The organism is Streptomyces sp. SS8, assembly GCF_054072955.1.
Genome location: NZ_JBSVCZ010000019.1, coordinates 97436 through 109288 on the forward strand (window position 1 = coordinate 97436; position 11853 = coordinate 109288).

General features: G+C 76.9%; 8 protein-coding genes. 4 read left to right on the plus strand and 4 right to left on the minus strand.

Going from position 1 to position 11853, the window contains the following annotated elements:
* Positions 1-86 precede the first annotated feature (86 nt).
* From ACW69E_RS18915 to ACW69E_RS18925, 3 genes are read right to left on the minus strand one after another with little or no spacing between them, the layout of a single operon-like run.
* On the minus strand, positions 87-1328 hold the full coding sequence (locus ACW69E_RS18915; protein WP_457499443.1) for a VWA domain-containing protein: 1242 nt from the start codon (positions 1326-1328) through the stop codon (positions 87-89).
* On the minus strand, positions 1325-3814 hold the full coding sequence (locus ACW69E_RS18920) for a DUF5682 family protein (RefSeq protein ID WP_457499444.1): 2490 nt from the start codon (positions 3812-3814) through the stop codon (positions 1325-1327). Before ACW69E_RS18920 ends, ACW69E_RS18915 begins: the two co-directional genes overlap by 4 nt.
* Positions 3811-4923 (minus strand): ATP-binding protein, encoded by a 1113-nt coding sequence (locus ACW69E_RS18925; RefSeq protein ID WP_457499445.1) that lies wholly within the window; start codon positions 4921-4923, stop codon positions 3811-3813. The genes ACW69E_RS18920 and ACW69E_RS18925 overlap by 4 nt, the downstream gene beginning before the upstream one ends.
* A gap of 298 nt (positions 4924-5221) precedes the next feature.
* On the opposite strand from ACW69E_RS18925, the gene ACW69E_RS18930 reads away from it, so the two are divergent.
* The gene (locus ACW69E_RS18930; RefSeq protein ID WP_457499446.1) at positions 5222-6412 is read left to right on the plus strand and encodes a hypothetical protein; all 1191 of its coding nucleotides are present in this window, start codon (positions 5222-5224) and stop codon (positions 6410-6412) included.
* Entirely contained in the window at positions 6409-8034 is a 1626-nt protein-coding gene (locus ACW69E_RS18935; RefSeq protein ID WP_457499447.1) for a DUF5691 domain-containing protein, read from the plus strand. The genes ACW69E_RS18930 and ACW69E_RS18935 overlap by 4 nt, the downstream gene beginning before the upstream one ends.
* Positions 8035-8139: 105 nt before the next feature.
* Here the strand turns inward: ACW69E_RS18935 and ACW69E_RS18940 are convergent, their stop codons facing one another.
* A complete protein-coding gene (locus tag ACW69E_RS18940) occupies positions 8140-8550 on the minus strand; it encodes a cobalamin B12-binding domain-containing protein (RefSeq protein ID WP_237880616.1) in 411 nt (136 codons plus the stop codon).
* A gap of 303 nt (positions 8551-8853) precedes the next feature.
* Here ACW69E_RS18940 and ACW69E_RS18945 point away from each other — a divergent pair, with 303 nt between their 5' ends.
* Positions 8854-9792 (plus strand): esterase/lipase family protein, encoded by a 939-nt coding sequence (locus ACW69E_RS18945; protein ID WP_457499448.1) that lies wholly within the window; start codon positions 8854-8856, stop codon positions 9790-9792.
* A gap of 319 nt (positions 9793-10111) precedes the next feature.
* A complete protein-coding gene (locus ACW69E_RS18950; protein ID WP_457499449.1) occupies positions 10112-11716 on the plus strand; it encodes a peptidoglycan DD-metalloendopeptidase family protein in 1605 nt (534 codons plus the stop codon).
* The last annotated feature ends 137 nt before the right edge of the window (positions 11717-11853 follow it).

The window sequence follows — 11853 nt, forward strand, 5'->3', positions numbered from 1 at the left end:
CCGGAGCGGACGGTCCTCCCGTCGCGTGCCTGTCCGCGGATTCCCCTCGATTCCGTCACGGGAGGACCACGAAATTCCCCGCTCGGTCACTCCCCCGGTATCGGCAGGGGGCGCTCCTCGATCGCCGCCGCCATCACCTCCGGAAAGTGGTCGGGGGTGCAGGCGAAGGCGGGCGTGCCGAGCGCGGCCAGCGCCGCGGCGTGCTCCCGGTCGTAGGCGGGGGCGCCCTCGTCCGAGAGCGCCAGGAGCGTCACGAACCGCACGCCCGCGCTCGTCATCGCGGCGACCCGCTTGAGCATCTCGCCGCGGATGCCGCCCTCGTGGAGGTCGCTGATGAGGACGAGGACGGTCTCGGCGGGCCGGGTGATACGCGACTGGCAGTAGGCGAGCGCGCGGTTGATGTCGGTGCCGCCGCCGAGCCTGGTGCCGAACAGGACGTCGACGGGGTCGTCGAGCAGGTCGGTGAGGTCCACGACGGAGGTGTCGAAGACGACCAGCCGGGTGGAGACCGACCGCATCGAGGCGAGCACGGCCCCGAAGACGGAGGCGTGGACGACCGAAGCGGCCATCGAGCCGGACTGGTCGACGCACAGGACGACGTCCTTGCGCACCGCCCGGGAGGCGCGGCCGTGGCCGACCAGCCGCTCGGGCACGACCGTGCGGTACTCGGGCAGGTAGTTCCCCAGGTTGGCCCGGACGGTGCGGTTCCAGTCGATGTCCCGGTGGCGGGGGCGGCGCACCTTCGCCGACCGGTCCGCAGCACCCGACAGCGTCGCCCTGGTGCGGGCCGCGAGCCGGCGCTCCAGCTCCCCGACGACCTTGCGGACGACCGCGCGGGCGGCCTCCCGGCTCTCCTCGGGCATCGCCCTGCCCAGGGAGAGCAGTGTGCCGGCGAGGTGGACGTCCGCCTCGACGGCCTCCAGCAGCTCCGGTTCGGTCAGCAGGGCCGACAGGCCCAGCCGGTCGACGGCGTCCCGCTGCATCACCTGGACGACGGAGGCCGGGAAGCAGTCCCGGACGTCGCCCAGCCAGCGGGCCACGCCCGGTGCCGAGGCGCCCAGCCCCGCGGACCTCGGCCCCGGCCGGGCGCCGCCGTCCTCCTCGTCCCCGTAGAGGGCGGTGAGAGCGCGGTCCATGGCCGCGTCCCGGCCGGTCAGGGCGCGGCCGGTGCCGTCGGGCTCCCCACCGCCGCCCAGGACCAGCCGCCAGCGCCGCAGCCGCTCGCCGTCGTCCCGCCCGTCCGTACCGCCGGCCGCCGCGTCCGCCGTCGTGGCCGTGCCCGTGGCCGTACCCGTGGCCGTGTCCGCCGCCGTGGCCGGTTCGTTCACCGTGCGGTCGCCTCCTCCCCCTCCGCGCCGCCCCGCCCGGCGCCCTCCGCCCGATCCCCCAGCAGCAGCCGCAGGGTGGGCAGTACGGCGCCGGCCCGCTCCTGGTCCGGCTCCTCCCCGAAACCGGGGACGGCCTCCCATACCGCCGCGCCGCCCGGCGCCCGCGTACCGCGCCGGACCAGTTCGCCGACGGTGCGCCGCACCCCCGGCCCGTGCGCGGCGAACGTCCGCCGCAGCAGCGGCAGTACGCCGGTGAACGCCTCCCCCGGTATCCCCGTGAGCCAGTCGTCCACCAGGGCCAGCAGCCGCTCGTCGTGGACGAGCAGCATGCCGCCGTCCGCCAGGAACCCCTCGATCCATCCGGCCGCGTCCGGTGGCGGGACGCCCGGCGAGAGCGCCAGGCCCATCAGCCCGGCCGCCTCCTCCTCCGGGAGCCGCCCGTCGTCCAGCAGCAGCCGGACGCAGCGGCCCCGGAGCAGCCCCGGGACCGCCGGGGGCCGGTCGCGCCCGGCGAGGGTGCGCAGCACCGACCGCCAGCGCGTGAGCAGCCCCTCCCCCGCCAGCAGGACGACCGCCCGGTGGGCGGCGTCCAGATGGCCGCGCATCTCGGCCGCGGCGGCGGCGCCGAGGCCCGCGCAGGCGGGCGGCAGGCCGACGCACACCCGCTCGGCGATCCCCTCGGCGACCTCGCGCAGCGCGGCGGCGTCCGTGCCGCGCACGTCGCCGTAGCGCGCGGAGCGCACCAGCGCGGGCAGGGCCCGGGCCAGGCGGCCGACGTCGGTGTCGAGGGCGGCGCGGTCGGCGAGAGCGCGCATCACCGCGGGCAGGGCCCCGCCCAGCCCGGCGAGCAGGCAGCGTTCGGCCAGCTCGGTGGTCTCGGCCAGCGAGGCGGCGTCGCGGGCCAGCGCCTCGGCCCGGGCGCCGGCCGCGGCGGCCACGGTGGTGCCCCACACCCCGGCCTCGGCGATCCGCACCGACAGCTCCGGCCGCCAGCGCAGCCGCCAGGTCTCGCGGAAGGTGCCCGTGCCGCCGGCTCGGCCGCGCACCGGTTCGCCCCAGTCGACGCCGAGCAGCCGCAGCCGGTGCAGCAGCCTGCTGCGCGCCGCGGCGTTCTCCTCCCGCAGATCGAGCTCGAGTTCGCGCTCGCGCGCCTCGGGTCCCAGGCGCAGCGACCTCTGCAGGCGGGCGAGGTCGCGCTGGAGCGGAACGGCGGGAGCCTCCGGCGGCACCGTGCCGAGCGCGTCCCCGACGACCAGCCGGTCGTGGACGAGGGCGAGCGGCACGTCCGAGCCCTCGCACAGCACGGCCCGCACCGCGTCGAGCGTCTCGGCGAGCCCCGGCAGCGGGCGTCCGCGCAGGGCCGCCAGGGTGTCGGCGAGCCGTACCGCCTCGATGACGTGCGCCACGGACACCGAGGACACCGGGGACGGTGGGGACGCCGGGGGTTTCGAGTGCGCCGGAGCCCCGATGCGGCCCTCCTCGCGCAGCAGCCGGGCGGCCTCGGTCATCCACCGTTCGACGGGCCGGTCGGGCGCGGCGAACAGATGGCCGTACCAGCCGGGCGAGGTGATCCCCGCGCCGTAGCCGCTGCGCCGGGCCAGCCGCTCGTTGGTCCACGGCACCCAGGTGATCTCCGTCCGCACCTTCGGCAGGCCCTTCAGCAGCCGCCGGTCGGCGGTGACGGTCGTCCTCGCGGCGAGGGCCGGTACGTGCCAGGCGCCGCAGACCACGGCGACCCGGTCGCCGCCGAACCGACCGCACGCCTCCCGCAGCCGCAGCCGCATATGGGCCTCGCGCACCGCGTCGCGCCGGTGGCCCGCGCCTCCGAAGGAGGCGCCCGCGGGAGCGCCGGGGGCGCCCTCGCGGGCCTGGCGCAGGGCGGTCATGGCGTCGGCGAGGGCGGTGAAGGGCGCGTACGGATCGGCGGGGCGGGCCCCGGCGGTACGGGCCGGCCGCACACCGCGGTGCTCGACGACGTCCTCCCACCAGCGCTCGGGGTCGTCGTGGCCGGCCGCCTCGGCGAGCACCCGCAGCGGGTCCAGGCGCGGCTCCCCGGCCGGCCCGTCCTCCTTCCGCTCCCCGCCCTCGTCCCCGAGGGCCAGGGTGTGGGCCGCGGGCAGGTCGAAGAACCGCACCGGCACCCCGTGCTCCAGCGCCCAGCGGAGGGCGACCCACTCCGGGGAGAACCCGGCCAGCGGCCAGAACGCGGCGCGGCCCGGGTCGTCCACCGCATGGGCCAGCAGCGCGACCGGCGGGCGCATCTCCTCGTGCGCCGCGAGCCCCGCCACCGCGTCGGCCTCCGGCGGTCCCTCCACCAGCAGCACCGCCGGACGGTGGGCCTCCAGCGCCGCCAGGACGGCCCGCGCCGAGCCGGGGCCGTGGTGGCGCACGCCCAGCAGCAGCGGCCCCGGCGGCGGCGCGGCACCCGCCGCACCCGCGATTCCGCCCGGGGCGGCGACCGCCGCCCCGGTGCCGGGCACGCTCATGCGCCCGCCTCCCGGCAGGCCCGGTAGAAGTCCTTCCAGCCCTCCCTCTCCCGGACGACCGCCTCCAGGTACTCCCGCCACACCACCCGGTCGGCGGCCGGGTCGCGGACGACCGCGCCGAGGACGCCCGCGGCCACGTCGTCCGCGCGCAGCACCCCGTCGCCGAAGTGGGCGGCCAGGGCCAGCCCTCCGGTGACCACCGAGATGGCCTCGGCCGTCGACAGCGTGCCCGACGGCGACTTGACCCTGGTGCGGCCGTCGATGGTGACGCCGTCGCGCAGCTCTCGGAAGACGGTGACCACCCGCCGGATCTCGTCGACGCCCTCGGGGACGGCCGGCAGGTCCAGGGAGCGCCCTATCTGCTCCACGCGCCGGGCCACGATGTCCACCTCCTCCTCGGGCGTCCCGGGCAGCGGCAGGACGACGGTGTTGAAGCGGCGGCGCAGCGCGCTGGACAGCTCGTTGACGCCCCTGTCGCGGTCGTTGGCCGTGGCGATCAGGTTGAAGCCGCGGACGGCCTGGACCTCCTCGCCCAGCTCCGGTACCGGCAGCGTCTTCTCCGACAGGATCGTGATCAGGGTGTCCTGCACATCGGCCGGCATACGGGTCAGCTCCTCGACCCGCGCGACCGCGCCGCCGGACATGGCCCGCATGACGGGGCTGGGCACCAGGGCCCCGCGGCTGGGTCCCTCGGCCAGCAGCCGCGCGTAGTTCCAGCCGTAGCGGACCGCCTCCTCGGCGGTGCCCGCCGTGCCCTGGACCAGCAGCGTGGAGTCACCGCTGACGGCCGCCGCCAGATGCTCCGACATCCAGGTCTTGGCGGTGCCGGGCACCCCGAGCAGCAGCAAAGCCCGGTCGGTGGCCAGCGTGGCGACGGCCACCTCCACGATCCGGCGCGGGCCGACGTACTTGGGGCTGATGACCGTGCCGTCCGGCAGGGTGCCGCCGAGCAGGTAGGTGGCGACGGCCCACGGCGACAGCCTCCACCGCTCGGGGCGCGGCCGGTCGTCCGCCGCGGCCAGGGCGCCCAGCTCCCCGGCGAAGGCCTCCTCGGCGTGGGGCCGCAGAGCGGCCGGTGCGCTGGTGGCGGTCACGTTTCCCCCTCGCATGCGGCTTTCGCGTGTCGGTCCCACGATGCACGGGCCCACTGACAATCCCCGCGGCGATCCCGCGGCCGCCCTCCCCGGCCCGTCCGGACGCCGCCCGGGGACGACCGGAGACGGCCGGAGACGGCCGGAGACGGCCGGAAGCGGCCGGAGGCGCTCGGAGGCGGATTGTCAGTGGCGGCTCGTACGGTCGTCCACATGGTTCACCGCACAGAGAGCGAGCTTGTGTTTCCGGTCGGTGAGAACTGCGGCATCGGTGGCGACGACAACCACGCGTCCGTACGGGGAGAGCGAGGGGCACATGAGCACAGGGGGATCGCGGCGGCCTGCGGAGCGGGGGCAGGCGCCGGCGTCTGACCCCGCTCCCGCGGGAGCGGGGGCTCCCCGGCCGTGTGCCGGGGAGCCCGGAGAAGCCGGGGCAAGAGGGGAGGCCGCCGCCCGCGCCGGGGAGCGGGCGGCGGCCTCCGCCGGCCCGGAGGCGGCGCGGCGGCGCGCCGAGCGTCGGGCCGGGCGGATCGCGGCGGGCACCGCCGAGCTGGAGCACCGGCTGGCGGACCTGCTGCGCGGCGGTCTGGCGGACCTGGAGCGGTCGGCGGGGGAGGCGGGCAGCGACGTCTGGGAGGAGACGGCCGCCCGCATGGTGGACGCCCAGGCGCCCGGGCTGGCCGCCCGGGTGCGGGAGCTGGGGACCGTCCCCGGCTCGGGCCCCGGCTGGCCGTCCCGGATGCTGGAGGAGTGCGCCCTGCTGCACCTGCTGGGCCGGGGGTTCACGAACATCGGCGGGCTGCCGGAGCCGCTGGCCGCGACCGTGCGCTCCCGGGTGGGTATCACCACCCGGGCGGCCGAGGTGCTGGCCGGCCGCGACGCGGTGGTGCGCGACCACTGGCTGGTGCTGGGCCGGCACGACACCGAGGAGGGGAGGGTCGCGGCCCGCCGGGTCTGGCTGTACGGGCGGCGGACCGGGCGCACGGCACTGGTGCTGTCGTTCGCCGCCGGCGGGCTGCCGGAGCCGCCGCTGCCGGTGGGGGGCTCGGTGGACGCCGGTCTCGCCTACTACCCCGGCGCCCCGGCGCTGCGCGCCGCTCTCGGTGAGCGGTACGCGGAGCCCGGGCCGGGCGGTCGGCCGCCGGGGGCCGGCGTGCACGACGCGCTGGCCTCCTACGGCGCCGCGCTGTGCGGCGACCCCTGGCTGGAGGGCTGGCCGGCGGTCCTGGCCGGCGTGGTGCCCGTGCCGGCCGGGGAGGGCTGGCAGCTGGCCGACGAGGGCGGCTCCGCGCTGCCGGTGGCAAAGGCGGCGGGGGTGCGCTCCCGGATGTGGCGGCTCGCCGCCGTCTCGGGCGGTGAGCCGGTCACGGTGTTCGGCGAGTGCGGCCACCGGGGTTTCGTCCCGTACACCGTCTGGCCGAGCCCGGGGACGGAGGCCGTGCCGGGACCGGAGGCGGCGGCCGCCGTGCCGCTCACCTCGCCGGACGTGCCGGGCGGTGCGCGGTGAGCTGGGGGGAGCTGGTGGGCGCCGCGCTGCTGGGCGCGGAGCGGCGCACACCGCCCGGCGGCTCGGTCGAGGCGCTGCTGGACGCCGCCGCGGTGGAGACGGTGCGGCGGAGGGCCGGGCTGCGGCCCGCCCCCGCCGCGCCCCGGCCGGAGCCGGCGCCGCGGGACCCGCGTCCGCCGCTGCCGCCGGCCGCCGCCCGGCGGCTGTCCCTGCTCCTCGCCGACCGTCCCGGCACGGGCGGCGGGCGCCGGGGCACCGTGCCCGACCTCGCCGAACTGCTGCCGCAGTGGCTGGCCGCCGCGTGCGCCCACGGCTACCGTGCCCCGGCCCGGCAGCTGCCCGCCCTGCTGGACGCGGCCCGTGCGCGCACGGACCTGCGCGCGGGTGCGCTCGCCCTGGGCGGACCGCGGGCCCTGTGGCTGGCGCGCCTCAATCCGGACTGGCGGTTCGCGCTGCGCGGCCGCCCCGGGCGCGGCCCCGTTCCGCCCCCGGACGCCGCGGGGGGCGCGCAGGGCTCGGACACCGTGGACGGCGGCGCCGTACGGCGGTTGTGGGAGGAGGGCCTGTTCGCCGAGCGGTCGGCGCTGCTGCTGTCCCTGCGGCGCCGTGATCCGGCGGCGGCCCGCGAGCTGCTGGCCGGCACCTGGGCCGAGGAGCGGGCCGAGGACCGGCTGATGTTCCTGGACTCGCTGCGCGAGGGCCTGTCGCCGGAGGACGAGGAGTTCCTGGAGCGTGCGCTGGCGGACCGCAGCCGCAACGTCCGGAGCACCGCCGCCGAACTGCTGTCGGCACTGCCCTCCTCCGCGCTCGCGGCGCGGATGGCGGCCCGGGCCCGATCCTGCGTCGCGCTGGACCGTACCGGCCGGCCGGACCGGCTCGTGGTCGAGGCGCCGTACGAGTGCGACCCGGGCATGCGGCGCGACGGCGTGGTGCCCGGGGCGCCGCCGGGCCGCGGCGAGCGGTCGTGGTGGCTGGTGCAGGTGGTGGAGGCCGCGCCGCTGGACACCTGGCCGGAGCATCTGGGCGGCCGTACGCCCGACCGGATCACGGCGCTGCCCGTCGCCGACGGCTGGGAGGCGGACCTGCACGGCGCCTGGGCGCGGGCCGCCGTGCGCCTGCGGGACACCGCGTGGGCGCGGGCACTGCTGCGCGGGCCGTCCGCCCCGATGGCGGCGGCCCCGGGCGACCCGGCGAAGCTGCTGGCGCTGCTGCCGGCCCCGGAGCGGGCTCGGTGGGCGGCGGAGTTCATAGCCGCCCACGGCCTGTCCGAGGCGTTCCGGGTGCTGGGCGTCTGCGAGGTTCCCTGGGCCGGGCCGCTGGGGCGGGCCGTGGTGGACGCGCTGGAGATCGCCCGGGACGCGGGCAGTTATCCATGGAGCTTCAGCGGGGTGCTGGGCCTGGCCGAGCGCTGTCTGGACCCGGGCGAGGCCGACCGCCTCGCCCCGCTGGCCGCGGTCCCGGACGAGCCCGAGGACGGCTCACCGGGCGCGGGCGGCTACTGGGCCGAGGCGTTCCAGCGGCTGGTGGCCACGCTCCGCCTGCGCGCCACGATGCTCGCGGAGCTCGAGCCGCCGGGGGGCGGCGGCCCCGCGCGGGGGCGGGCCGACGCGGAACGCGTGTGAGCCGCGCCCGCCCCGCCACGCTCTCCCGGGGAGCGGCCCGTGCGCCGGGCCCGGTGCGCCGGGGCCGTACGCCCTTGCTGCGGGCCGCGCGTGCTCCGGCCGGGGTCAGGCGGCCACGGAACGCACGTGGGAGCGCACCCACTCCACCACCTCGCCGGTGGGCGCCCCGGGGGTGAAGATCTCTGCGACCCCCTGCTCCTTGAGCGGCGGGATGTCGTCCTCGGGGATGATGCCGCCGCCGAAGACCTTGATGTCCGCCGCGTCGCGCTCCCGCAGCAGCTCCAGGACCTTGGCGAAGAGCGTGTTGTGGGCGCCGGAGAGGATGGACAGGCCGATCGCGTCGGCGTCCTCCTGGATCGCGGTGTCCACGATCTGCTCGGGCGTCTGGTGCAGGCCGGTGTAGATGACCTCCATACCGGCATCGCGCAGCGCCCGTGCGATCACCTTGGCGCCGCGATCGTGGCCGTCGAGCCCCGGCTTGGCGACCACCACGCGGATCGGACCCGACACACCCATCACTGCCTCCCATAACGACTGCTGCCCGGCCGGCCCGCCCGACCATCTGTCAGTGGGCGGTTACCCGGTGAACGAACGTTATCGCCAGCATCCCCCACCCGGCAGTTCCCCGGTAAGGAGGGAGGGGGAAATCACACGGGAAGCCTGCCGCCACGGCCGGTTCCCCACGGGGTTCGCGGCGGCTTCCGGGGCGGTCCGCGGCTCCGCGCTCCGGCGATCCGCGTCCGCCCCGCATCAGCCGCCCCCCAAAGGGGCATACGACCATATATGCCCGGCGCGTGCCACCGGGAGGAGGTCGACGGCATGAGGGTCACCAGGGCGCTGCCCTTCCAGTCCGCCTCGTTCCTCGGCGCCCTGCCGCTGTCCCTGATCCCCTTCGCACCTCGCGAGCTGCGGGCCGCCGCGCTGGAGGCCGCCTCCCTGGCGAGCCGCACCCTGCTCTACCCCGCGGGCATGGCACAGGAACGGTGCGCACCGGCTCCCTCCACAGGCGCGGGCGAGGAGGACGAGCGGGTGTGCCCGGGGTCCCCGCCCGGGGGCAGGCGGGGGAAGGAGGGCGCGGGCGACACGGGAAGCCGTGAGGGGAGGGGCTGCCCTCCCGTTCTGCTGCTGCACGGCTTCGTCGACAACCGCTCGGTGTTCACCCTGCTGCGCCGCTCACTGGTGCGCAACGGCTGGCGCGACATCCGCGCCTTCAACTACTCCCCTCTGACCTGCGACGTGCGCTGCGCCGCGGAGCGCCTGGCGGAGTACGTCGAGGAGGTCTGCGAGAGCACCGGCAGCCGCCGCATCGACGTGGTCGGGCACAGTCTGGGCGGCCTGATCGCCCGCCACTACGCCCAGCGGATGGGCGGCGACGCCCGCGTCCGCACCCTGGTGACCCTCGGCACCCCGCACTCCGGCACCCGGGTGGCGCCGCTGATGTCGGCCCATCCGATCGTGCGCCAACTCCGGCCGGACTCCGATGTGATCGAGGAACTGGCCGGTCCCGCGCCGGGCTGCCGCACCCGCTTCGTGGCCTTCTGGAGCGACCTGGACCAGCTCATGGTCCCCGTGGAGACCGCCCGGCTCGACCACCCCGACCTGGATTCCCGCAGTGTGCGCGTGAGCGGCCTGGGGCATCTGACGCTTCCGGCGCACTGGGAGGTCGCCGCCGGGATCCGGCGGGAGCTGGCCGCGGAAGCGCCGCACCGCGGGGAACGGGCGAGGCGGGCGGAGCGGGGATCCGCCGGGGCCGCCTGACCGGCCCCGGTCCGGGCCCCTCCTCTCCGCCGCCGCTTCCCGGACGCCCTCCCGCGGATTTTTGCGCATATCCGTATCTCCGCGTCCCCGCACGGGAATTCACGGGTCTCCGGTGCCGATTCGGCGCCTTCCGGAGCCCAATTTATTCGAACTTATTTCGAACGTGTGGCCAAGTACTGATCCGTAGTCCACCGAAAGGCGACCGAATGCCCGTTTCCCGGCCGTCCGAAACCTGCCGAAGATTGTCGCCGTCGCATACCGCCGGGTACAGTCGCCGCACTGCTCCGCCCCTGTCGTCGAGGCGAAAGAGAAGTTGGTGGTGAACGACCGTCACCTGTCGGGAGTCTCGACCCCCGCCGATTCCCCCGCCGACTCCTCGTACGGCCCCTACGGCTCCCCGTACGACCAGTCCGCGTACGGCTACCAGGGCTCGCAGGACACCCCGTACGGCTACGTCACCGGCACCTCCGACGCCCTCGGCGCCGCGTACGGCGACGGCGACCCCCTCTTCGGGGCGATGCCGGGCGACATCTCCCAGTCCCCCGCCGACCAGCGGTTCTCCTCGGGCGACGGATGGGCCGGGGACACCGGGCAGCACGCCGCCTACGACGGCTACCCCGCCGGCTCCTGGACGCACGCCCCGGCGCAGCCCGCCGAGTCCCCGGACGGCAGCGGCCACGGCTGGGCGGAGACCGGCTACGGCACGGGTGTCCACACCGGCCCGGCGGCCCAGCCCGACACCCCCTGGAGCGGGGACACCGGGCAGCACGCCGCCTACGACGGCTACCCCGCCGGCTCCTGGGACGACTCCGGCTCCTACCCCACGGTGGAGCCCGGGGCCGGCGACGGACGGTTCCACGGCGAGAACGGCGAGTACGACCAGTACGGCGAGCACACCGGATACGGCGAGCACACCGACACCGGATACGGCGAGTACGACCAGTACGGCGAATACGCCGGGTACGGCGCCCACTCCCCCGCCGACGCGGACGGAACCGGCACCTTCCCCGCGCCCGAACCCGAACCCGGCCACGGACCGGCCGAGCCCGCCGAGTCCGCCGAACCCACCGACTCCACCGAGCGGCCCGGCACCTCCGACCCCCTCGACCTCCCCGGCCCGGCCGGACCGGAGGAGCACGAGGAGGATTCGCGGAGGTCCGGGCCGCCGGCACGTCCGGCCGGCTCGCGCCGCCGCCGCTCGGCGCGGCCGAAGCGCTCGGCGCTGCTCACCGTCGCCGTGCCGTCCGTCTGCGTCATGGGCGTGACCGCCGTGGCCGCCGCCTCCGTCAGCGGTGTCGGCGACGAGGCCGAGGACACCACCGCCCAGGCCGCCCCCGACGCCGTCTCCGCCGTCAAGTCCAGGGCTGCCAACAGCAAGCTCGACACCCAGCTCGCCGGACTCTCCGACGAGGCCGAGGGTTTCGCCGACCGCGCCAGCCGCACCCAGGAGCGCATCGACCTCAAGGAACGCCAGGAGGCCGAGCGCAAACGCAAGGTGGCCGAGGCTGCGCGCAAGGAGGCGATGCGCCCCAAGTTCGCGCTCCCGGTGGCCCAGCAGGGGCTCAGCGCGTACTACGGGCAGGCAGGCATCAACTGGATGTCGCTGCACACGGGCCTGGACTTCCCCGTCTCCTACGGCACCCCGGTCATGGCCGCCACCGACGGCACGGTCAGGACCCAGTGGAACAGCGCCTACGGCAACATGGCGATAGTGACCGCGCCCGACGGGACCGAGACCTGGTACTGCCATCTGAGCAGCACCCGGATCCGCTCCGGCTACGTCAAGGCCGGCGACACCATCGCCTACTCCGGCAACTCCGGGAACTCCACCGGTCCCCATCTGCACTTCGAGGTGCGGCCGGCCGGCGGCGCGGCCATCGACCCGCTGCCCTGGTTCCGTGCCCAGGGGCTCGACCCCACCTGATTCCGCCCGGCCGCGCCCGCCCCGGCCGGCGCGGGGCCGGCACCCAAGGCACCGTCAGCCGGGGCCGAGGGCCCGCGGCCGGCCCGGAGCCGGTGCGGGGCCGCGGGCCCGGAACCCCTCGGGGCCCGGGGCCCGCC

What these genes read in the sequence shown, in the direction of transcription:
- ACW69E_RS18920 (WP_457499444.1), bottom strand. Translation starts at nt 3,814, where the DNA reads ATGAGCGTGCCCGGCACCGGGGCGGCGGTCGCCGCCCCGGGCGGAATC.
- ACW69E_RS18925 (WP_457499445.1), bottom strand. Translation starts at nt 4,923, where the DNA reads ATGCGAGGGGGAAACGTGACCGCCACCAGCGCACCGGCCGCTCTGCGG.
- ACW69E_RS18930 (WP_457499446.1), top strand. Translation starts at nt 5,222, where the DNA reads ATGAGCACAGGGGGATCGCGGCGGCCTGCGGAGCGGGGGCAGGCGCCG.
- ACW69E_RS18940 (WP_237880616.1), bottom strand. Translation starts at nt 8,550, where the DNA reads ATGGGTGTGTCGGGTCCGATCCGCGTGGTGGTCGCCAAGCCGGGGCTC.
- ACW69E_RS18945 (WP_457499448.1), top strand. Translation starts at nt 8,854, where the DNA reads ATGAGGGTCACCAGGGCGCTGCCCTTCCAGTCCGCCTCGTTCCTCGGC.